The organism is Psychrobacter proteolyticus, from assembly GCF_039762275.1.
Taxonomy (GTDB): domain Bacteria; phylum Pseudomonadota; class Gammaproteobacteria; order Pseudomonadales; family Moraxellaceae; genus Psychrobacter; species Psychrobacter proteolyticus_C.
Window position 1 is genome coordinate 634,448 of the sequence record NZ_JBDLOB010000001.1, and the last position, 23,483, is coordinate 657,930.

General features: G+C 44.1%; 18 protein-coding genes. 11 read left to right on the plus strand and 7 right to left on the minus strand.

The window, feature by feature from the left end; genetic code table 11:
- Nucleotides 1-230: 230 nt before the first annotated feature.
- Together ABFV72_RS02510 and ABFV72_RS02515 are read right to left on the minus strand one after the other, a co-directional pair.
- Complete coding sequence (locus ABFV72_RS02510; protein WP_347162293.1) at nucleotides 231-1,427, minus strand: amino acid aminotransferase; 1,197 nt, start codon at nucleotides 1,425-1,427, stop codon at nucleotides 231-233.
- Between the two features lie 157 nt (nucleotides 1,428-1,584).
- On the minus strand, nucleotides 1,585-2,532 hold the full coding sequence (locus tag ABFV72_RS02515) for a LysR family transcriptional regulator (protein WP_347162294.1): 948 nt from the start codon (nucleotides 2,530-2,532) through the stop codon (nucleotides 1,585-1,587).
- Nucleotides 2,533-2,693: 161 nt separating this feature from the next.
- On the opposite strand from ABFV72_RS02515, the gene hppD reads away from it, so the two are divergent.
- From hppD to ABFV72_RS02535, 4 genes are all read left to right on the plus strand, one after another.
- On the plus strand, nucleotides 2,694-3,794 hold the full coding sequence (gene hppD / locus ABFV72_RS02520) for a 4-hydroxyphenylpyruvate dioxygenase (RefSeq protein ID WP_347162295.1): 1,101 nt from the start codon (nucleotides 2,694-2,696) through the stop codon (nucleotides 3,792-3,794).
- Nucleotides 3,795-3,926: 132 nt separating this feature from the next.
- The gene (phhA, locus tag ABFV72_RS02525) at nucleotides 3,927-4,874 is read left to right on the plus strand and encodes a phenylalanine 4-monooxygenase (protein ID WP_347162296.1); all 948 of its coding nucleotides are present in this window, start codon (nucleotides 3,927-3,929) and stop codon (nucleotides 4,872-4,874) included.
- A 162-nt stretch (nucleotides 4,875-5,036) separates the two neighbouring features.
- Nucleotides 5,037-5,378 carry a 4a-hydroxytetrahydrobiopterin dehydratase gene (locus tag ABFV72_RS02530; protein WP_347162297.1) on the plus strand — a complete coding sequence of 114 codons (342 nt, stop codon included), beginning with the start codon at nucleotides 5,037-5,039 and terminating at the stop codon, nucleotides 5,376-5,378.
- A gap of 103 nt (nucleotides 5,379-5,481) precedes the next feature.
- Nucleotides 5,482-6,885 carry a Na+/H+ antiporter NhaC family protein gene (locus ABFV72_RS02535; protein WP_347162298.1) on the plus strand — a complete coding sequence of 468 codons (1,404 nt, stop codon included), beginning with the start codon at nucleotides 5,482-5,484 and terminating at the stop codon, nucleotides 6,883-6,885.
- A 66-nt stretch (nucleotides 6,886-6,951) separates the two neighbouring features.
- Here ABFV72_RS02535 and ABFV72_RS02540 read toward each other — a convergent pair whose 3' ends face one another.
- Both ABFV72_RS02540 and ABFV72_RS02545 read right to left on the minus strand, forming a co-directional pair.
- Nucleotides 6,952-7,698, minus strand: a complete 747-nt coding sequence (locus ABFV72_RS02540) for a siderophore-interacting protein (protein WP_347162299.1) — start codon at nucleotides 7,696-7,698, stop codon at nucleotides 6,952-6,954.
- A gap of 81 nt (nucleotides 7,699-7,779) precedes the next feature.
- A complete protein-coding gene (locus tag ABFV72_RS02545) occupies nucleotides 7,780-9,960 on the minus strand; it encodes a TonB-dependent siderophore receptor (RefSeq protein WP_347162300.1) in 2,181 nt (726 codons plus the stop codon).
- A gap of 433 nt (nucleotides 9,961-10,393) precedes the next feature.
- Between ABFV72_RS02545 and ABFV72_RS02550 the strand changes: the two genes are divergently transcribed.
- Nucleotides 10,394-11,899 (plus strand): PepSY-associated TM helix domain-containing protein, encoded by a 1,506-nt coding sequence (locus ABFV72_RS02550; protein WP_347162301.1) that lies wholly within the window; start codon nucleotides 10,394-10,396, stop codon nucleotides 11,897-11,899.
- Nucleotides 11,900-12,100: 201 nt separating this feature from the next.
- Here ABFV72_RS02550 and ABFV72_RS02555 read toward each other — a convergent pair whose 3' ends face one another.
- Both ABFV72_RS02555 and ABFV72_RS02560 read right to left on the minus strand, forming a co-directional pair.
- Complete coding sequence (locus ABFV72_RS02555; RefSeq protein WP_347162302.1) at nucleotides 12,101-13,888, minus strand: multidrug ABC transporter permease/ATP-binding protein; 1,788 nt, start codon at nucleotides 13,886-13,888, stop codon at nucleotides 12,101-12,103.
- Nucleotides 13,889-13,984: 96 nt separating this feature from the next.
- A complete protein-coding gene (locus ABFV72_RS02560) occupies nucleotides 13,985-16,294 on the minus strand; it encodes a TonB-dependent receptor (RefSeq protein ID WP_347162303.1) in 2,310 nt (769 codons plus the stop codon).
- 396 nt (nucleotides 16,295-16,690) lie between these two features.
- On the opposite strand from ABFV72_RS02560, the gene ABFV72_RS02565 reads away from it, so the two are divergent.
- From ABFV72_RS02565 to ABFV72_RS02580, 4 genes are all read left to right on the plus strand, one after another.
- Nucleotides 16,691-18,007 (plus strand): flavin-containing monooxygenase, encoded by a 1,317-nt coding sequence (locus tag ABFV72_RS02565; protein ID WP_347162304.1) that lies wholly within the window; start codon nucleotides 16,691-16,693, stop codon nucleotides 18,005-18,007.
- Nucleotides 18,004-18,891 (plus strand): bile acid:sodium symporter family protein, encoded by an 888-nt coding sequence (locus ABFV72_RS02570; RefSeq protein WP_347162305.1) that lies wholly within the window; start codon nucleotides 18,004-18,006, stop codon nucleotides 18,889-18,891. Before ABFV72_RS02565 ends, ABFV72_RS02570 begins: the two co-directional genes overlap by 4 nt.
- A 67-nt stretch (nucleotides 18,892-18,958) precedes the next feature.
- Nucleotides 18,959-19,891, plus strand: coding sequence for an SDR family oxidoreductase (locus ABFV72_RS02575; RefSeq protein ID WP_347162306.1), 933 nt, complete (start codon nucleotides 18,959-18,961; stop codon nucleotides 19,889-19,891).
- A 17-nt stretch (nucleotides 19,892-19,908) separates the two neighbouring features.
- Nucleotides 19,909-20,712, plus strand: a complete 804-nt coding sequence (locus ABFV72_RS02580; RefSeq protein ID WP_347162307.1) for an SDR family oxidoreductase — start codon at nucleotides 19,909-19,911, stop codon at nucleotides 20,710-20,712.
- Between the two features lie 279 nt (nucleotides 20,713-20,991).
- Here ABFV72_RS02580 and ABFV72_RS02585 read toward each other — a convergent pair whose 3' ends face one another.
- Nucleotides 20,992-22,008 (minus strand): bile acid:sodium symporter family protein, encoded by a 1,017-nt coding sequence (locus ABFV72_RS02585; RefSeq protein WP_347162308.1) that lies wholly within the window; start codon nucleotides 22,006-22,008, stop codon nucleotides 20,992-20,994.
- A gap of 369 nt (nucleotides 22,009-22,377) precedes the next feature.
- Here ABFV72_RS02585 and ABFV72_RS02590 point away from each other — a divergent pair, with 369 nt between their 5' ends.
- Complete coding sequence (locus ABFV72_RS02590; protein WP_347162309.1) at nucleotides 22,378-22,848, plus strand: MarR family winged helix-turn-helix transcriptional regulator; 471 nt, start codon at nucleotides 22,378-22,380, stop codon at nucleotides 22,846-22,848.
- Nucleotides 22,849-22,925: 77 nt separating this feature from the next.
- Nucleotides 22,926-23,459 (plus strand): hypothetical protein, encoded by a 534-nt coding sequence (locus ABFV72_RS02595; protein ID WP_347162310.1) that lies wholly within the window; start codon nucleotides 22,926-22,928, stop codon nucleotides 23,457-23,459.
- Nucleotides 23,460-23,483 lie beyond the last annotated feature (24 nt).

Sequence of the window (23,483 nt, forward strand, 5' to 3'; positions counted from 1 at the left end):
ATTGCAAGTTTTTTGTGCAATGTCTTTTGTTAAAAGGCTGCCTTAAAAGTTGTTGTTGGTGTTTTAGCTAAACGGTTCTGACTAGATGATTTTAATAAAATAATTTTGACGAAATAATTTTGATTAAATGCTAGGCACAAAAAAGGCCGAGCAATCGCTCAGCCTTTCTTATACGCGTTTATTTTTTATCAAGTTACGTATTGATTAACATGTTAAGTAACTTGGACTAATTAGTCTTTTAAGACGTCTGCCATGGCATTGGCCACATAGTCGATGTTGCTGGTATTTAGGCCAGCCACACACATACGTGAGTTAGAGACCATATAGATACCAAACTCAGTCTGTAAACGCTCGACTTGCTCAGGCGTGAGACCAGTAAAGCTAAACATACCGTTTTGACGAGTGATGTAATCAAAGTTACGGTTAGGGATTTTAGCTTCTAACACTGACTTTAGCTTTAGGCGCATCCCTTTGATACGGTCGCGCATCGCATAAACTTCGCCAACCCATTGCTCATGTAGTGCTTCATCGTTCATGACGATATCGACCACGCGTCCACCATGTGATGGCGGGCTTGAGTAGATACGGCGTACGGTTGCGTTTAGCTGACCGAATACGCGCTCGGTTTCGTCTACGGTTGGGCAGACGACTGATAGGCCGCCGACGCGCTCGCCGTATAGCGACAAGTTTTTAGAGAATGAGTTGCTGACAAACAATGGCAAGCCCATCTCAACCGCTTTACGAATAGCGTAAGCGTCGCTGTCCATGTCTTCGCCAAACCCTTGATAAGCGATGTCCATGAATGGAATCAGCTCACGCGCCTTCACGACGTTGAGTACGGTATCCCATTGCGCTTGGGTCAAATCCATACCAGTTGGGTTGTGGCAGCATGGGTGTAGCAAAATGACGTCATTTTTGTTCAATGTTTCAAAAAACGCAATCATTTCATCAAATTTGATGCTGCTGTTGGCTTTGTCGTAGTACGGGTATTTACCGACTTCTACATCAGAGCCTTCAAAGATAGCAATATGGTTGCCCCATGTCGGATCGCTCACATAGCACTTAGCTTGTGGGAACCAGTCATGAATAAATTCAGCACCGACTTTTAGCGCGCCAGAACCACCGATTGTAGCGATAGTAGCGACCAAGCCATCTTTTAAAATCTGGGCGTCTTTACCAAACAGTAATTCCTGACAGCCTTTACGGTGGCCTGGTAGACCTGCCATTGGTAAGTATGGACGCGGTGCGATAGGATCAGCAATACGCTCTTCGGCTGTTTTTACACAGTCGAGTACAGGCAGTACGCCATTCTCATCATAATAAATACCAATACCTAAATTGACCTTGTTAGGATTGCTATCTGCTGAGTATTTTTCCATAAGACCTAAGATTGGATCACCAGCGTAATAATCGATACGTTCAAACATGCCATTTCCTTATAAAAATATAAATCGAGCAGCCGAAAATCATAGAGCAAATCGCGGCTGAACTCAACACGAGAGTGGGTTATATGTGGCAATTAATAAAATAAATAGCCAAATAGATTGTTTCTCTACTTATCAAGCGCATTTGACATGCTATACGTCATTCGCTAGATGATGAGTCAGAGTGATGTAGGTCGTTATAATGGGTCGCAAAATAGGTTTGCAAAAACTGCTTAAAAGCAATTGTCGCCGGAGAGAGCGCTCGTGAGGCACGCTGATAGATAAAAAATTGCCGCATTTTGACTGGTTGAGTGAGTGGTCGCATCAGCAGACCATTGGCGCTGACCCAATCAATAACTTCAGGCATATAGGGCAGACACAGCGTAATACCAAAGCCTTGGCGCGTCATCTCAAGCGCGGTGGACATAAAATTCACCTTGTAGCGGGCTTGTTGCACATGAGCGGAGATAGAATCATCGAGCTCTGCGGTTACTTGATCTAGGAACGGACCTTGTAAAGTAATCAGCGGCGTTTCTAATAAATCTTGCCAAGTGATTTCGTCTCTTTGTGCCAGTGCATGATTGTCTGGCATAACCACGCAAAATGGTAGCTGATATAACAAGTCAGCCCTGATGTCATCTTCAGTTTCTATAAAGCCAAGCTCGGTACCAACCCCTAAATCGACTTCGATATCTTGGATATGCTTAAGCAAGTTTTCTGCTGAACAGTCCAATAGTGAGACACCAATATTGGGATATTCTTTGGCAAATTGAGCGATGACGGCAGGTAGGGAAGATGCTGCAAACTGTGATACCGCCAAGCGTACCTGACCTTGGGCCAAGCTGGTCAAGCTACTCGCTTCATTTTCAAACAGCTGCATCTCATTCAAGATACGCCGCGCTTGTGGTAGTAGATGCCGTCCTACTGCTGACAGAGACAACTGGCGAGTGGTGCGATCAAACAGCACGATACCGAGGTCAGTCTCTAATTCCTTAATCAATCCACTAACAGCAGATTGGGTCAAATACATCTGTTCGCTGGCACGAGTAAAGCTGCCGTTGTCAGCGACTTTGATAAATGCGGTCAATTGGCGAATGCTTATATTCATAAGTAAACCTGATAAATAAATCATAAAAAACAATTAGTCTTATAAATAAAGCTAATCTAATATAAATACAACGTCAACAATAAAGATTGATTATTAATCGTTTTATAGACTTTTACTATTGATCGACTTTTCACCACCAATTGAAATTAAGGATAATTACAATGGCAGATTTATTTGATAACCCAATGGGACTAAATGGATTTGATTTTGTCGAGTTTGCTTCTCCGCAACCTGATGCAGTCGACGCATTGTTTAAGCAGCTTGGTTTTGCCCATGTCGCCAATCATCGCTCAAAAGACGTTGCGCTATATCGTCAAGGTGATATCAACCTTATCCTAAACCGCGAACCAAAAAGCCAAGCCAGTTATTTCGTTGAAGAGCATGGCGCAGGTGCTTGTAGTATGGGCTTTCGGGTAAAAGATGCCAAAAAAGCGTATGAGCGTGCGGTTGAAATGGGCGCACAGCCAGTAGACGTACCAACTGGAGTAATGGAGCTTAGGTTGCCTGCTATCAAAGGCATTGGCGGCTCACTAATCTATCTGATTGACCGTTATAAAGATGGAGAATCTATCTATGATGTCGACTTTGAGTTCTTTGCAGATATCGACAGAAACCCTGTCGGTTATGGCTTCAAAGTTATCGATCATCTAACACATAACGTCTATCGTGGACGCATGGCGTACTGGGCAAAATTCTATGAGCGTATCTTTAATTTCCGCGAGATTCGTTACTTTGATATCAAAGGTGAGTACACAGGGCTAACCAGTAAAGCTATGACCGCACCTGATGGAAAAATCCGTATTCCACTGAATGAAGAAGCCAAGCAGGGCGGTGGCCAAATCGAAGAGTACCTAATGCACTTCAATGGCGAAGGTATTCAGCATATTGCTCTAGCCAGTGATGACTTGTTTGCCAGTATCGATAAGCTAAAAGCGGCTGGTATTCCGCTTATGACCGCACCAAATGCTGCTTACTATGAAATGCTGAGCGAGCGTTTGCCAAACCATGGTGAAAATATCGCTGACTTGCAAACGCGCGGTATCTTGTTGGACGGTACGACAGAAGGCGGTGCACCGCGTCTGCTACTACAGATTTTCTCTGAAACCATCTTAGGTAGCCCAGTATTCTTTGAGTTTATTCAGCGTAAAGGCGATTATGCAGATGGCTTTGGTGAAGGTAACTTTAAAGCGTTGTTTGAATCGATAGAGCGCGATCAAGTACGTCGCGGCACAGTCGGTCAGCCAGAGACTGAAACCCTATAATATTATCTAACGCTTAAACCACATCTAACAATTGGACAAGACAAAAGGAGTTTGTGTTGTCCTTAATAGGAGTATTACCTAACAGTACGATTGCAAAGGTAATGCTCTCATTGCGATAAAAGGAATACAGGCATGGAACGCCTATCACAGATAGACTCTCTTAATACTGCCATCGGTACCAATAGCGTTGCGACTAATAAGCAAAGCAACGATGCGTCCAGTCATTCTAACGCGACAAATAAAAAACAGCCCTATATCTCACACCAGCCAGATAGTTATGGTCATATTCACTATAGTGATGATGAGCATGCGATGTGGCAAGCGCTGCTGGCACGTCAAGCGGAACAAACGCCCAATCGTGCGTGTACTGCATATCTAGAGGGTTTGACTAAGTTGAACTTACCGACGACGCATATCCCGCAGTTACATGATATCGATGAGGTATTGCAAGCGACCACAGGTTGGCAGACCGCCGCTGTGCCTGCATTAATCAGCTTTGGTAAATTTTTCAAATTACTGGCCAATAAGTCCTTTCCTGTAGCGACGTTTATTCGTCGATTCGATGATATGGACTATATTGAAGAGCCTGATATTTTCCATGAAATCGTTGGGCATTGTCCGCTGTTGACCCATCCTGCGTTTGCAGCTTTCAATGAAACGTATGGTAAGCTTGGTCTTCGCGCAACGAAAGAGGAGCGCTGGTTTTTAGCACGACTGTATTGGTTTACCATTGAGTTTGGATTGGTCGGCAGTCGCGTGGAAAATCGTAGAATCTATGGCGGCGGTATATTGAGCTCACCTTCTGAAACGATCTACGCACTTGATCGGATGCCGCAAGAGCTTTCAATCGCTCAAAATAAGCCGCAATCTCAACCTCAGTCTCAACCTGAGCACCGAGCGTTTGATTTGCTCGATGTGTTGCGTACACCTTATCGTATCGATCAGATACAGCCGATCTACTATGTCATTGATGAATTAGATACCTTATTTGATATCGTCAATAGTGACATCATGGGTGCGGTCAAAAAAGCTATGTCGCTTGGACTATTTGAGCCGACCTATCCAGAAAAAACTCGTTAAAGACGTCAATTCAAAATTAAACATGAAAACCAACACTTCAGTGCGGAATATTGAGATAGCAATACAGCTATATCAACATGAACGTACGAGTATTAGAAAGTAGCTATCAAAACAACCATTAAAAACAGACATCAAAAACAGCCACTATAAAAGGATTTTATTATGACAGCACTATCACAAAACAGCTGCGAAGCCTGCCGCATTGGCGCACCGAAAGTTGATGAAGCCGAAGCACAAGAACTATTACCGCAAATTCCTGATTGGTCATTAATTGAGGTGGATGGTATTCAGCAGTTGCAGCGTCAGTATAAATTTAAAAACTTCGTCTCAGCAATGGCATTTGCCAATCAACTGGCAGACATCGCTGAAGCAGAAGGGCATCATCCGGGGATATTGGTAGAGTGGGGTAAGGCTACGGTCACTTGGTGGTCGCATAGTATCAAGGGTTTGCATCGCAATGATTTTGTCATGGCAGCTAAGACCGATGACTTACTGGGTAAGTAATAAGTTGCTTCACTAGCAAATCACTTTAACCATACTTCTACCATTAAAATTAAAATCAAACCCAATTTAGTGCCAGTATTTACTGGCATTTTAAGGATGTGTCATGCCACCAAAACCCCTCACATTAATCAGTGCCAAGCTCGCCTTTATCATATCCGCCATTGTCATCGGTATCATGGGCATCACCATGATCGGCTTTGGCTGGGTGCCTCATCTGTCTCTTATTCTAGCTATCTGTGTGCTACTGGCTATTGGTATGTATAAAGGACTCAGCTTTGATGACATGCAAGCGCAAATGGCCTCAGGTGTCATGCGTGGTATCGGTGCCATCTATTTGTTCTTCTTTATTGGACTGATGGTTGCGGCTCTGATGATGTCAGGAGCGATTCCCACACTGATGTATGTAGGCTTTCAGCTGATATCACCTGAGTACTACTATATCTCTGCCTTTATCTTAACCTCTATCATCGGTATTGCTTTGGGTAGTAGTTTGACGACTGCAGCTACCTTGGGTGTGGCCTTTATTGGGATGAGTAATGCCTTTGATGCCAATGTGGCGATAGCAGCGGGTGCGATAGTATCAGGGGCGTTCTTCGGTGATAAGATGTCGCCCTTGTCTGATACTTGTACCATTGCGTCTTCGGTTGTTGGTATCGATCTGTTTGAGCACATTCGTAATATGATGTATACGACAGTACCTGCGTGGATATTGACAGTGATTTTGTTTTGGATGTTCTCAGGACAGACGACTAGCGCTGATCTAAGTCAAGTGACGATATTGCAAGGTCAGCTGATAGACAGTGGTTTGGTACATGGGTATTCGGTACTGCCGTTTGTGGTATTGGTTGGGCTAGCACTGTTTCGGGTCAATGCGATCTATACGATTATCTGTACTATAGCAGTGGCATTGATCATTACTTATGTACATAGCTCACCAAGCTTTGGTCAATTGGGTGGTTACTTGTTTGCAGGCTATGCTCCTGCTGAGTCATTAGAGCTAGGGGAAGTAGGTGGTATGCTATCGCGCGGCGGTGTACAGAGTATGTTTTTCACACAGGCGATTGTGATACTGGCATTGAGTTTGGGCGGGTTACTAACGGCATTAGGGATTTTGCCTGCACTGCTATCTGGTATTAAGGACACACTCACGACATCAGGACGAGCTATTTTTGCCGCAGCGATGTCGGCATTGAGCATTAACGTGCTGATTGGTGAGCAGTATTTGAGTATTCTATTGTCTGGTACGGCCTTTCGTTCGACGTTTGAGCGCTTACATCTACATCCAAAGAATTTGTCGCGGACGATTGAGGATGCAGGAACGGTGATTAATCCATTAGTGCCTTGGAGTGTGTGCGGGGTGTTTATCAGTCAGGCGTTAGGGGTACCGGTATTAGATTATCTGCCTTATGCGTTCTTCTGTTATTTGTCGTTACTGTTGACACTGCTATTCGGGTTTACGGGGCTGACGATTAGTCGGGTTAAAGAAGAAAAGGTAGTCGAAGCGTGATAGATAATGATTGATAAAAAAAGGAGGGGCTAATCTTAGCCCCTCCTTTTTTTTCGAAATGCGTATTTACTGATCTTCCGTTTGCGCATCCTGACTTTTGACGATTTTATGCTGATCTTCTGTGCTATCGACTTTCCAGTAGCTAGAAACATACAAATGCGTCTTTGGTATCGCGCGCTCAACTTTGAAGTACTGGCGCAGTGCACGCATGCTATGAAACTCACACGCAGCCCATACAGCAGGTTGACCATCAAGCCAATTTAATGATCTAACACAGTCCAGTAAAGGACTATCATCTGCATTTGGATGCGCATTAATCACCCAATGTATCTCGACGTTCTCTGGTTTTTTGAGCGTCTGACGGTCTGCTTCAGTCGTCACCTCAAGTACTGCGTAACCACGAGCTTCAGTAGGCAACTGGGCTAAGTTGACCGTAATCGCTGGTAGCGCGGTCATATCACCGACTAATAAAAACCAATCTGCTTCATTGTTAATGAGTTTCTTTGGCCCTGGACCACCTATTAGAATTTGATCACCGGCTTGAGCATTTCGTGCCCATGCCGATGCAGGTCCCTCCGTCTCATGCAAAGCAAAATCAACATCTATTGCGTCATCACGTTGCACGCTTACCGTATAAGTACGCATCAGTGGGCGGCTACCTGCATCTTGAGGGAATATCAGTTTGATATAAGCACTTTCTTGATCGATAGGAAAATCAACCATGCCAGCACCGCCAAGCGTGACACGGCACATATTTGGCGTAATGTATCTAGTGCCAATAACTTCTAGTACTCTTGGAGTAGGTTTTGCCATATTGTGCTTTCCTTCTAACAGCGGGTTAGGGGGTTAGGGGTTAGCTTACTAATAGAACCAACCCGCTGTCTGTAGTATTTATTAAAAATTGGCTTTTAGGCTGACTGATATTTGACGTTCAGGTCCCATCCAGCAGTTATTGATGTCGTAACAAGCACCAACATAGGTCTTATCGAACAGATTGTTGATACTCGCACCCACAGCCAGCATAGGGTTTATCTGATAGCTACCGCCGACATCTACCAGCGTTACGCTTGGCAGTTCATCTGAGTTTTGCTTGTCAATCTGCATACCGTCTTCGTAGCGAATGCCAGCATTTAGAGTGAGTTTGTCTGTGGCATAGTAGTCTGCCCATAGCGTGGCTTTGTGTTTGGCAGTTTGGGCAGGGGTGTTACCGACTACATCAGGGTTGAACTCATCTTCTGTGATCTCAGCATCGGTATAGCTGTAGCTTGCCGCAAGATCTACCCAGTCATTGAGCATGCGACTACCTGATATCTCAAAGCCTTTTGATTCAACTTCACCAGTTTGCGTTTGGCTTCTGTAGTTGATTTCATCCGCTACTACGACGTTTTTTTGTGTGATATCAAATACGGCAAGCGTTCCTTGAGTGGCACGATCTTTTGACAAGTACTTCACCCCAGCTTCTACTTGATCGGCAGTGGTTGGCTTAAATGGTTCATTGGTAATAAAGTTACTACCGACCACAGGCTGGAACGACTGCGAGTAGCTGGCATAAGGGGAGAAGCCATTACCAAAGTCATAAATAGCAGCGAAACGACCACTGGTTTCTGAGGCATCATTGTCAATTGTTTTGTCGCTATAGATGACGCCTTCAGTGGCTTTGGTTTGCTCAGTGATACTGTCAAAATTATCGTGACGTAAGCCTGCCACTACAGTCCAGCCTTTCCACTTCATTTCATCTTGTACATAAAAACCAAGTTGGCTTTGTTCGATATCTTCCTCTTGACGATAAGCATCTAATGGCAGAGTGTCAGTATTGATTTGTGAATAATCTGGATTAGATAAATCAAGATTTGGCGTACCATCTGCCCCAGCATCATAGTAAGTCGCGCTGCTATCTGTCTCTTGATACTCAACACCGAACAGTAGATTGTGTGAGGTGTTAGTTGTATTGAATTTATAGGCCAGTTGGTTATCTGTGGTCCAGTTATTCATGCTCTCATCCGTGGTATAAGCCACGCGATTGAGAATCGTGTCACTGCCCTCTACAAATCCTCCACTGTTATACATATTGCGTTGCTGCGCCTCGGCATCGGTATAGCGCATGATATGTTTAAAAGTTAACTGGTCATTGATATCCCAGTTTACGGTGACGCTTGGCATAAATACTTCTTTACTAAACTTATTCCATTTATCGCCTGCATAGGCATCACTGTCGAGCTTGCCATAGCTTGCATTATAGACGGTGCCGACAGCAGGCAATGGGGTAGAAGGTACCATCTCTGGATCATCTTGATAAAACAGATTAGCAAGTACTGAGACATCATCCGTCGCCTGCCATTCAAGCGATGGATTAATCAGCAATCGCTCTTCTTCTGTGGTTTGCATTTGACCATCTTTTTGGCGTTTTAGCGCGACTAAGCGATAGTTCAAGGTGTCTGTGATAGGCCCCGTGCTATCGACGGCCACTTCTTTTAGGTTTTGATTGCCAAGTCGTAGCTGCACTTCATTTTCTTGAGTGCTCTTAGGGGCTTTGGCTATTTGGTTCACCATACCACCGGGAGCTGCATAGCCATAAAGGGATGAAGCAGGACCTTTCACGACTTCTACCGCTTCAGTCGCATAGACATCGACTTGTGGCATCAGATTCCAAGCGCCATCGTAGGGCAGTCTTAGTCCGTCATAAAAATTGGAATAGGTCTTAAACCCACGGATATTGTACTCATCAAAGACAGATACTGTACCGCGGCTCTCAGAGCTTACGCCTGGCTCATAACGTAGGGCAGCATTGACGCTATCTGCCTGACGCTTTTGCAACAGGTCTTGATCGATTCTGGTATAGCTCATTGGCGCATCGTTTGGGTTCAATGCAGTCTTGGTGCCAGTACTACGATAGCCATCTGAGTAGACGGTAATAGCATCTAAGGTGGCTGATGGTGTAGCAGCCTCATCGTTTTCAGTATTGTTTGTCGTCTCTACAGCGTAAGCGGCGTGACTCATACCCATGATCAGGCCAATTTGTACTGCTGTGGTGAGATATTTTTTCCGAATGACGTTAGTGGTTAGATGAGACCGCATCAGATTTCCTCTTGGACTAAAATGATTAAATATTATTTGTGACAGTTAAAGCAAACTTACAACGACGCTAATAATAACACTAATGATAATTATTATCATTAAAAAATTACAACGAGACAGTTTTGAGAAGTATTTGCACTGTTAATAAGCGGCTGAAGACAGAGTATTGCGAATAGAGTCACGTAGAATTACTGTTTTGAACGATGTATTTTAAACGATGGTTTTTGTCAGGCTTTTCTCGTATTATGCAGCAGCATTCTGAATACAATTATTTACAGAAGAGTTTTTACATCGCTGTATTGACGTCACTGTACGGCGTCATGCTAGCTCTTTGTGGGACCTTTTAAGATTGGTCTTGCAAGCAGATATACCATTATTATCGATAGGTTTACGTTATTTATTGAGCAACCAAAGATTGTTTAAGGTCACATTTATGGACACACCCTCCAACCAATCCACCAACAACCAGCGCTATTTCACAGTGTGGCGTTGGCATTTTTATGCAAGTATTTTTGTTGCTCCCTTTTTAGTTGTTTTGGCGATAACGGCGCTCGGTATGCTGTTTATGTCTAACACAGCAGGACGTGATAACGACCGCTTAAAGGTTATCGTGCCAGAGTCTACAGTTCAATCACCTGTTTCTACTCAAGCAAAAAACGCGCTGAGCACCTTGCCTGATAGCACACTGATTAAATATATCGCCCCTCGTGATACCGATACAGTGGCTTTATTTCAGATAAAATCAGACGACCAAAGCAATATGGTGGCAGTCAACCCATATACGGCTGATATCGTCCAAAGTGTGCCTACCAGTAGCGGTCTTTATAGTACGTTTAATGATATCCACAGTGATTTGCTGATCGGCAAAGTTGGTGATTATTTGTTAGAAACGGCAGCCTCATTGACTATTTTGATGATTTTGTCTGGTTGGTATCTGTGGTGGCAAAAACGTAAATCAGTCAAAGCGATGCTGATACCTAGTGAAAGGGCGCCCAATAAGAAAAAACGCTCTTTTATCCGTACGATTCATGCGACATTGGGTAGTTGGATATCTGTGCTGCTACTGTTTTTCTGTATATCGGGCATGGCATGGGCAGGTGTGTGGGGTGAGAGAGTGGTGCAAGCATGGAGCCAGTTCCCTGCGGGTAAGTGGGGCGTTGCACCTGTTCCTGTATCGATTGATCACAGTCAACATGCTGCTATGCAAGAGTCTACACCAGCGCCGCATGTACATGGTGCGGCAGCGTCTGAGGCGCATACTGATGCACCCACACATGGCAGTGCTCTAAACTCAAGCGACACCAAAGAAGTTCCTTGGGTACTTGAGCTGACGCCAATGCCTGTATCAGGCACGACCAAGGGCAAAGATGGTATCGCTGCCAATATACCGATTATGATTGATACAGTGGATCGCTACGCTCGTGAAATCGGTTTTGTAGGGCGTTATCAATTGAACCTACCACAAGGTAGTACAGGCGTCTGGACTATTAGCCAAGATTCAATGAGCTATGATATGAAAAGTCCGACAGCAGATCGTACGGTACATATCGACCGTTATTCGGGTAATGTCTTAGCTGATATTCATTTTGATGACTATAATGCGTTTGGTAAATTCATGGCGGCTGGTATCGCGCTGCATATGGGCACGCTCGGATGGTGGAGCGTACTGGCTAATGTGCTATTTTGCCTAGCGGTAATCGCTATGTGTGTCAGTGGCTATGTCATGTGGTGGCAGCGTCGCCCTCGTCATGCAAACGATAGCGTGGGATTAAACCCACCAGCTCGCGGCTCAGATGTTTCCGTCTGGTGGCCACTTGCTATTCCCTTGTTAATGGTGGCTATCATATTCCCGACTGCTATTATCGCGATTATAGCTATCGCGCTATTAGACTTCTTGGTGATTTCTCGAGTTGGGTTTTTGCAGAAGTTGTTAAAATAAGCGAACGGTAAGATATCGTTGTTCTCAATATAGTAAAGGAGCGTCTTATAGTAAGGCGCTCCTTTTTTTGCTTAAAAATTGCTGATTTTAAGAACGGATTATTTCAAAAAATGCTCAGATTAACTGCTACTTAGCTTAAAGTTGATCAAACGTTTTATGGGCTTGAAATAGCTCGGTTCATGCTAGTAGTTAAAGCATTGCTTACTTGAGCATAGCAATGGCATCTTTACTGGCACGCTGTCGCTCTTCGGCATTTAGCTCAATGAGACGGCCTTCTTTCATCAGTAATAATCGATCAGCATGCTCAAAGTAACCATCATCATGACTAATAATAAACAGTGTCTTACCCATGGCTTTTAGCTCAGGGATGAGCGTTTGGTAAAATACGCGGCGAAAGGCAGGGTCTTGGTCGGCTGCCCACTCATCGAGCAGTAATATGTCCTTTTGTTCGGCGACGGCGATTAGCATAGCCAAGCGTTTTCTCTGACCTTGCGACAGCTTATCTGTAGAGAGTTTATGGTCAGATACGCTAACTTTTTCTTGTAGATTGAGCTTATGCAGCCAGTCAGACACTAGGGCCGCATCAGGCTCATTGCCTTGAATTCCAATCAGTTGCTTAAATAGATGCTGGTCGCTAAAAATCGCAGAAAACAGCTGTCTAAAATCGGCATTGTTCTCTGAATTAACGCTTTGTCCATCGACTTGTACCGTTCCTGTAGTAGGAGTAAAGATACCAGTAATGATTTTGGCAAGAGTTGATTTACCGCTACCATTCGCACCGATTAAGAAAACCACGTCACCTCGTTGCAAGGTTAAATTGACGGACTTTAAGATATTATTGGCAGGGTTTTGATTGTTAGCACTGTTATCGCTATTTTGAGCATTAACTGCTATGTCTGGTGCATGACTACTATTGCTATTACTACTGCCTACATAGCGATAATTGATATTATTTAGAGTTATGGACTGCCAGTCCTGTGCAACCGTGTCTGTCGCAAAGCTTGGCTGATGCTCGGCCAATTCTAAAGACTGTATCTTTTCTAGCGCAACTTGAGCAGTCTGCAATGTTGGGTAGGCGCCAACCGCATGTAGGAGCGGCGACTGCATAAATAAAATCGTCAAAGAAAAGGTAGTGGCAACTCCCATTGGTATATCAAAATAATTGGCCACTGCAAACACGATACCAATCGATGCGAACATCATAATATTGGACCAGTTCACCGCTGATAAATGAAAAGTATCAGATTTGGTTACGGTCTTCTCGTACGATTTGGCATGAGCCAAAAAATCATCTGTATACAGTTTTTCTGCTCGATGTTGATTAAGAGCCAGCTCTTTACGACCTTCTATTATCGATTGATAATCTTGATATAACGCGTCATTAATCTCTCTTAATTCGGTCAAATGCGTATAGACATGCTTGACCAATATAGTACTTATCCAAATCGTCATCACAATCCAAAACATGACAATAAACAATAATGGCAACGACAGCCAGCCCAGATATAGCCCAACGCCAACAGACAAAATAATACCCTGTACCAGCTCTGGCATACGGACAAAAGCAACGGTAATTGATTGAATATCTGAGGATAAGCTGGCAAGTAAGCGTGCACTACCCAAATGGTCTATCTGAGGAACGGTGGTATCAATGATTTGTTTGACCAATTTGGTTCTAAGCTCATAGACAAATCGATGCCCCAATCGCGTTAAGGCATATTGCGACAAAAACGTCGTCACTAGCAGTAATAGTATTAGCAGTGAAAACTGCCCCAAGCTGAGCCAAGATAAAGTATCAAATACTGGCTGACTGATAAAGGTGTGATTGATATAAGCAATAATACCGACACTGACAGCAGCATTGACCAGATTCAGCAGAATGACTTTGAGAAAAGGCAGACGATAATTCGCCCAAATCATATGATATAAAGAAGCGGTCGTACGAGAGGACACTGTGGTATGAGAAGACGCTGTGGTATGAGAAGACATAGTAACTCAGTAATAAAATAAATTTCTGATAGTAGAAAAGGGAGTAGGTCGCGCCTAATCCCTTTTATGGAAGCTAATAAAGCCTACTAGTAAATCTTAAAAATCGAACGTTGCTGATACTTTTAAGGCCGTTGGCTCGCCCGCATTTAGATAGCCATAGCCTGGTAAACCACCTACAGATTGCCAGTAGTCTTCACCTGTGACATTGGTCACCATACCTTTTAGAGTAACGTCTTGTCCTGCCAGCATAGTGCGATAGCGAGCACCTAAATCTAGGGTAGTATAGCCATCAACTTTTAAGGTATTGGCAGCATCGGCATAACGCGCACCTGTATGGATGATATCGCCCGTTAAAGTTAATCCTTCAACTGCGGCTAAATCATATTCTAGGTTGACGTTGCTCTGTAAAGTAGGCAGGCCAATAACGCTGTTGCCATCTAATGCACTATCGCCAGTGTCTTTTTGCTTAGCACTTAAATAGGTAACACCAGCATTGAGGCGCATGTTTTCACTTGGGCTACCAAAGACAGTCAGCTCAGCACCTTGATGACGGTTTTCGCCAGTCGCGGTAAACGTATTATTGTCATCGATATAAGCTCGTGGCTCATCAGTATGGAATATGGCAAAACTGCTACCGATCACACCATTGTCATATTTCACACCCAGCTCAGTTTGTTTGCTTACATAGGGATCTAGGTTTTGTCCTGCATTGGTTATGGCATTGCCAGAATTATCAACCAATGGCGCAGCGGCACCTTTGGCAAGACTTTCGATATAATTACCATACACAGACCAGTCCATCGTTGGCTGATAAACGATACCAACGCTTGGTGTCAATGCGCTTTCATCATAGTCAGCTGTTTTGGCTTGGGTATTGTAGTCGTAGCTGGTCGTTTTGATATTCTGATGACGTACGCCTACCGTAGTTTTTAGCTTGTCATCAAACAGTGAGAACGTGTCTGCAAGCGCAAAACTCTGTAATTGAGTTTCACTCGTTCGCTTAGGATTATCAAAATTTCCGCCAAAGAAAGCGGTATCTGACCACGCATTGTCATAATCTGTCGGGCGGTATAAATTGGTCGCGAGTTGGTTACCAAAGTCAAAAGCGTAAGCGCCTTTTTCCTCTTGATCATAAAGATCAGCGGCTAGTACCCAGTTGTGATCAATCTTACCTGTTTGCCATTGACCACGCAGACCAAGCTCAGCACTCTGGACTTTATCTTCTCGAACGTTATCAAAGCGATAGGTTGAGCCAGTGCCATCTGCGTCAGATACTGTAAGGTTGGCTAACGAGTTGTCCTCATCACCATGTCTGATACCGTAGGCACCATAACCAGTAATGCTGTCATTAAAATCATATTCTCCGCGAATCGTACCAAAGACATCTTCTTCGTTTGAATAACTCCAAGGCTGCGCCCAGTTTTTTGAGCCATCTGGTGCTTTTGGTACATGAGAGACACCGGCAAGCGTCACACTAGGACGAGTCTCTGATAGTTTGTTGTCTTGCCAGCCCAAATCAGCCGATAGACGATACTGATCTCCTCTATAGTCTAAACCAAGGGCAGCCAAACCCAAGGTCGACGACTCATCATCGATAGCGCTGTCACCATCTTGATAAGCAGCATTAAAACGAACACCAATCGCATCATCGCTACCGAAGCGATCACTGACATCTACTGCGACCTTACTTTGGTCGCCTTGACCATAACCAAGCGCTAGCTGACGTAGTGGCTCATTATCCGCTCGTTTGGGTAACAGGTTGATAGTACCGCCTGCGTTACCACCACTCGGTGCCGCGCCATTTAGCATCGCTGAGGCACCGCGCTGTACTTCGATGCGCTCGAACAATTCAGTTGCGATATATTGTCTAGGTAGTATGCCGTATAGACCATTGAACATCGTATCGTCTGAGGTGGTCACAAACCCACGCATAAAATACGCTTCTTGAAAATTACCGAAACCTCTAGCCACACGTACAGTAGAATCTTTTTTGAGTAGGTCACCCACACTATGTGCTTGTTGATTGGTGATATATTCATTGGTATATGAGGTGGTAGAGAACGGCGTGTCCATGATGTCTTGGTTGCCCAAGAGTCCAACGCGGCTGCCTGTTGCTACCTGTCCACCTTCATACGCGCTAGGTAATCCATCTGCTGACGCATCAGCGCTACTAGTGACGACGATAGTATCAAGTACCACATTAGGAGTGGTTTGAGCATCTACATCATCTACTAGCGCCCATGCCGAGTGACTTGTAGTTAGTATGATGACTGAACATAGTGATTTTAGAGGTAGCGATTTCGTTGATACTAGGCGTGAAGGTATGGATGCTAATCGTAGAGAAGCGCCAGACACATTCAGAGAGTTAAGACGAAACAAAGCAGCAGATAAGCGAGACAGTTGCATGAATATTTCCAGCATGTAATTTAAATCGTTATTATAATGATAATCATTTCTATTACAATGAATTACTGAGTCAATTTTAAATATACTAGGTTTGGTAAAGTACGGCTGTTGCTCGATAAGGTGCTAATAGCATCCTCTATAAATAGGGCAGTGCTTTTGTATTTGGGAGAAGATTAGGCTGTATAGAGCGAGCAAAAAAGAAGTATAAAGCAGAGGATGGATTTACCTATTATAAGTAGTCTATATGGACAATTTATTCATTTGAGCCAGTTCATGTATCAATGTATGCTATTGTTTTATCACGGGCATGGAGTACGCTGGTATCGCCCACCAGAGGTGCAGTCAAACGGAATTGACTGATTTATATAATTGAAATGGATTTTTAAGGTGGCGCTTATGTACGCAGTAATTGGAGCAGGTCCAATGGGGCTCGCTGCAGCCCGAAATTTGCAAAAACTCAATATTCCTTTTGTCGGCTTTGAGCTACATACAGATGTAGGAGGGCTATGGGATATCGACAATCCTCACAGCACCATGTATGAAAGTGCCCATTTGATTTCGTCCAAGCGTATGACGGAGTTCAAAGAGTTTCCTATGAGTGACTCAGTCGCGGCGTATCCTCATCATACCCAGCTCCGTCAGTACTTCCGCGACTTTTCAGATACGTTCAATCTAAAATCACATTATGAATTCTCTACGCGAGTCATCAGTATGGTGCCCGAAGGGGGAGGCTGGCGCTTAATTAGCGAGTGCAATGGTCAAACGCAGTCGCGACTGTTTGATGGTGTGCTCATGGCAAATGGTACTTTACATACTCCCAATATGCCAAGTTTGCCAGGTACGTTTGCAGGCACGTTGATGCATTCTTCTGAATATCGTAGCCCGTCAGTATTTAATGACAAACGTGTGTTGATCGTTGGCTGTGGTAACTCGGGCGCTGATATCGCTGTTGACGCGGTACATCATGCTAAATCGGTCGATATCAGTCTGCGCCGCGGCTATTACTTTCTGCCCAAATTTATCAAAGGTCAGCCCATTGACACACTAGGCGGAAAACTAAAGTTACCGCGTCCAGTTAAGCAGCGTATGGATGCGGCGATGATTCGTATGGTCATCGGAAAACCTTCTGATTATGGACTGCCAAACCCAAACTATCGCATGTACGAATCACATCCTGTGGTCAATTCATTGGTATTACATCATTTGGGTCATGGCGATATTAAGGCGCGTCGTGATATTCGCCGCATCGATGGTCATACGGTGAGCTTTAGTGATGGTGAAAATCAGGATTATGATTTGATTCTTATGGCGACTGGGTATTTACTAGACTATCCATTTATTGAGCGCGCGCAGCTTAATTGGCCTGCCAATCATGACGCGCCGCAGCTTTATATGAATGTCTTTCATCCTGAGCATAATAATTTATTTATGATGGGTATGGTTGAGGCCGCAGGGTTGGGCTGGGAAGGTCGAAATCAACAAGCGAGGCTTGTCGCACTATATATTCAGCAGCGTCAGCAAAATACAGCAGCTGTTAAACAGTTTGATAAAGTGAAGCGTCAGCGAGCAGGCAAAACGCTCGATGGTGGCTATGATTATATTAAGCTTGCGCGTATGGCATATTATGTGAATAAAGATGAATACTTAGAAACGCTTTCCAAGCATATCGCTGAGCTCGAAACAAAACAGCCTGTATTGGCATCAGAGGTATGATAGCGGCAGTGGCGTTTGAGCCACGGAGCTTAATTCTGCTCAATCTCATCTTGGCGCTAATGATGTTTGGCGTGTCATTGAGTTTACGTCTTGAAGATTTTAAGCGTATCGTTTTGTCTCCTATTGCACCAATAGCGGGTCTGTTCGCTCAGTTCTTTCTACTGCCTTTAGCCACGTGTTTGTTTACGTGGGCGTTGAATATTGATCCTGAGTTGGCCCTAGGAATGATTTTGGTCGCGTCTTGCCCAGGTGGCAGTTTTTCTAACATTATGACTTGGCTGGCACGCGGTAATGTCGCGGTGTCAGTCAGTATGACTGCGGTATCAAGCCTCGCTGCGGCCATATTAACACCAGTCAATTTTGCCTTTTATGGTTGGCTTAACCCACACACGCGTGAATATCTGACAAGGATAACGATTGAGCCTAGCAGTATTCTGATACTGGTTTTATTGGTGCTAGCGTTACCTCTAGTGCTGGGGATGGTAACGGGGCGACGCTTGCCAAATCTGGTCGTGCGTATCCAAAAACCGCTACGTATTTTCTCGCTGCTTGTGCTGATGGCTTTTGTGGCAATCGCTTTTTCTAGCAATTTTGCGCTATTTTTAGAGCGTTTTCATAGCTTTTTTTGGCTGGTCGCTGGTCATAACTTATTGGCGCTTTTTTTAGGTTATGGCATGGGGCTGATGCTCAAGTTGCCAGTCGCGGATCGGCGCGCGGTGACTTTGGAAGTAGGAATACAAAACTCAGGGCTAGGACTGGTTATTTTATTTACTTTTTTCCCAGAGGCAGGCGGCATGATGCTGATCACGGCATTCTGGGGTGTATGGCATTTGGTGTCAGGACTGACACTTTCACAAATTTGGGCACGGATACCCTATGAATAAAAGCGTAATGAATAAAAGTATAGTGAATAAAAGCATAGTGAATAAAAGCATAGTGAATAAAAGCATAGTGAATAAACGGATATTAATTACTGGTGCCGCAGGTTACATCGGCCATCAACTGGGCAATCGTCTGGCTACTCATTATTATGTAGTCGGCACAGATATTCGCAAGCGCGATGACCTAGACTTTCCAATTCACGTATTAGATGTGCGTGATGAGAGTTTGGCTACGCTACTAAAAGAAGAGGATATCACTCATGTCGTGCATCTCGCTTCTATCTTACAAGCGTCAAAAGATCGTACTCGTGACTATGATATCGATGTCAATGGCACGCGCAACGTAATTGATTGCTGCATCAAAGCAAATATTGCACATATAACGCTCACCAGTTCGGGTGCTGCCTACGGCTATCATGCTGACAATCCTGAATGGATTGATGAGCAAGATGCACTACGCGGTAATCCTGAGTTTGCCTACTCGGATCACAAAAGGCAGGTTGAGGAAATGCTTGCAGAATTCCGCGAGCAGCATCCACAATTACAGCAGCTGATTTTTCGACCTGGCACAGTACTAGGCGCTGATACGCGCAATCAAATTGCCAGTCTGTTTATGGCACCGCGCGTGCTTGCGCTCAAAGGTAGTGAGTCGCCTTTTGTGTTTATTTGGGATCAAGATGTAATCGGCGCTATGGAAATGGGTATTCGCGAGAATAAATCTGGCATCTATAACATGGCAGGCGATGGCGCACTGACGATGAGGGATATCGCAAACCGACTTAACAAACCGCTATTGACCCTGCCAGTGGGTTTGGTTAAAGCTGGCTTACAGGTGGCAAAGTGGAGCGGTAAGCCAACAGGGTCAGAGCAGGTTGATTTTTTGCGTTATCGCCCAGTACTGAGTAACAGGCGACTCAAAAAAGAGTTTGGTTACTCTTTGGCAAAAACGTCTGCTGAAACCTTTGAGTACTTCATCGAATGTAATGGATTGCGTAAACCTTGATAGGGAGAGAATAATCGATGCCATCAATATCATCAATAAATGTTACTTTAATCACTGGTGCTGCATCAGGACTTGGTTGGGCGATGGCATGGCACTGGTATGACGCTGGGCATCACTTAGTACTCGCTGATATAGATGGGCAAGCGCTGACTGCACGCGCTCGTGAGTTAGAAGATTCTGCTAGAGTCATGACAGTCGTCACTGATATTACTCAAATTGATGATATTGCTGCCCTTATTGAGCAAGTTAGCGAGCGCTTTGGCCGTCTTGATCTATTGGTGAACAATGCTGGGATTACTCATCGATCACCAGCACATCAGACTGATCCTGCGGTGTTCCGCAAAGTTATGGCGGTAGATTGGCAAGGAGCAGTGGAGCTGACCATGGCTGCGCTACCGATGCTAAGAGAATCTAAAGGTCAAATTATCTGTATCGGCTCAATGGCTGGCTGGATGCCCGTTCCTGGACGGGCAGCATACTGTGCGGCAAAAGGGGCGCTGACACAGTTCTTTGAAGTACTGCGCTTGGAGCTAGAGTCTGAAGGTATACATATCCTTATGGTCTATCCTAGCTTTCTTGATACACCTATCGAGAACCACGCGCTCGGCCGTGATGGTAGTATCGCAAAGCATCCACGCTCAATGATCGGTAACATGCGTAGTGCTGAGTGGATGGCCGAACAGATCGATCAAGGTTTGCAGCGACACAAACGTTGGCTATTGCCGGACCCTATTTCACGCTTTGGTAGTTTACTATGGCGTATTGCGCCAGCTTTATACTTGCGTCAGGTGCGTAAACGTTTTGGAAATGAGTTACGGTAGACTACGTTAATTGAGAACTCAGAAAAGAGGCTAGTAGTTCATGCAAATTATCGATAGTGCTATGCTAAAAATATTATGCTGGAGAGCTATATATTTGAAGGTGCTTTTTTAGAAAACACTATGTTAAAAGTTTCTATATTAAAAGACTCTGTATTAAAAGGTACATTATTAGAAAACACTATGCTAGAAATAATAATCTAGCATAGTGTTTTAACTCATAGCGTTTTACCTTTATGAGCTAGTTCAATATTACCTAGTTCAGTATTACCTTTATTAGTACTAATGATTTCTGATTGGTTTACCAAGCTCCATGGTCTCTTCAGTCTCGATAACGGTAGGATTTTTCGCTTCTTGACGTTTATCCCACCAAGCGAAGATATTGGCCAATATAGAGCCAGAAACAGAGTGCCAAATACAAGCGACGGCGGCAGCGATGGCGGACTCTGCATTACCAGGGAAAAACTTAGTGCTTAAGCCCGTGGCTAGACCTGCATTTTGTACGCCAACCTCGATAGATATGGTGCGTTTTTTGGGTTTGCTCATACCAAATAAGGCACCTGAGTAGTAACCCAATATATAACCGACGATATTGTGTACCGCAATGGCCAAGATAACAACTAGCCCTGACTGCAAGAACTGATCACCAAATACAGCGGCAACGCCACCGACGATAGCGGCAAAGGCTAATACAGCCACGCCTGGCATCACTGCACGTACATCATTAAACCAGTGTTTGTTTTGAAATAGTATGTTTAACATAGAACCGATAGCGACTGGCAACAACGTCACTAATAGCATAAAGTGGAACATACCCCAGCCATCCATTTCTACAGACTGACCAACCAAATAATTGAGCCAAAGTGGCGTCACTAACGGTGCAATGATGGTTGATACGGTGGTCATACCTACCGAAAACGCTACATCACCTTTGGCAAGGTAGCTCATAATGTTTGAAGACACACCACCAGGACAAGTCCCAACCAATACTAGACCCAGTGTCAACCCAGGCGATAAGTCAAACAATCTAGCCACACTAATCGCTAAAATCGGCATAATGGTATATTGGATAATTGAGCCAATAAAAATATCAAGCGGGCGCTGAGCCAACACCTTATAGTCTTCTTTACCTAGTGTCATACCCATTGCGAGCATAATGACACCCAGAACGATGACTTGGGTATCACCTGTCACCCAAGAAAAAGTCGCAGGCTCTATAAATGTCACTGCGGCCGCTAAAATAATAACCAATGCCGTAAATCGACTCAACTGCTGACTTATCATCCTCAAAAACTGCATTTATCAAATCCTTCTAAGTCCGGAAAATAGTCAAGTATAAGTACAAAATCACTGTATTTCCAATGGGTTTGGGCAGTTTTTAGCCAACAATAAGTTGCTATTATGACAACTTTAGATATTTTTCTATTTTTGATACAGAGGGGTTTGTTTGGTGAAAATTACAGATAGCTGACTATATCGTTACCTTTCTTTAAATTCCACAATTTTGGATGCCGTTATAATTCCTTATGATTTAGTTTATGTAATCTACATAACACTTTATTTATGAGATATATGTATAAAGTGCTATGTGGATTAACGTCATTCTTTGCAATGGTGTTACTTAGTTAGTATACTAACAATTAATATACTAACTAAGTAATATCTAATATGCCTAATCAACCTTATCAGTTTCACTTTTTTTTGCATTGTGGTCATCTCATCGAAGAGCGCCTGCGTACCAAACTGACCCCTTTGGAGATTATGCCGCGTCAAGCACGTGTATTAGATGCACTCGGAAGAATGGGGCAAGCATCGCAAGTGCAATTGGCTGATGAGTTTGGATTGTCTGCCGCTAGTATGAGCACGATGACCGCACGTCTATTGACAGCGGGTTTAATAGAAAGGCGTGTCGATGAGCATGAGCTGCGCAGTAACGTCCTCAAGCTCTCCAAGTACGGGAAAGGTTTATTAACGCAGATTTATGAGGTATGGCGCGAAGTAGATCAAGAGATATATGAGGCGATAGGGTCTGAAAATGCGACGCAACTTGCAAGAATTACTCATGAGCTACGCAATGCGTTTGGTGGTTTTACACCAGGTGAGAATAGCTCGAATTCAGAAGAACAAGCGCATAGTTAGTTAAGTTCAACACGCCCTAGTATTTTTATAAGAGATTTTTCACCCATTCAGTCTAACCAGCTATCAGGAAATTTACGATGTCGACCTCTATTCAGTCACTTGTTCGATCAAAAAGTATTATCAAACGCCTATCTTTACTGACATTATTAACCACCTCTTCTTATGCCTTCGCACTTGATGTTGATTTTGTGGACAGTAAATGGGATGGTAAGACCATTCCTGAAGGACAACAGTGTCAAAAATTTGATGGAGTTAAACCCGGTACGCCAAAGCTTAGCGTGTCTGGTATTCCAGCAGGGTCAGACAGTGTCGTGTTGGTATATAGCGACCGCGATTCAAAAAAGATGAATAATGGCGGGCATGGCATCATGAGTTACACCTTGGCAAAAGGCGCCAATAAGGTGCAATTACCGATTGTGGCTGGACATACTTATGAGATGCCAAAAGGTTTTGAGATGATAGCAGAGCATCGCGGCGCTGGCTGGGACAAGGAAGGGGCTTATATGCCACCTTGTTCTGGTGGTAGTGGACATGAGTATTACGTCACGGTTCAAACGTATAAAGGCAATACGGTCACTGCTGAAACCGTATTAGAGCTAGGTAAGTTTTAATCGGCAAAGTGGTATTGGCTATAA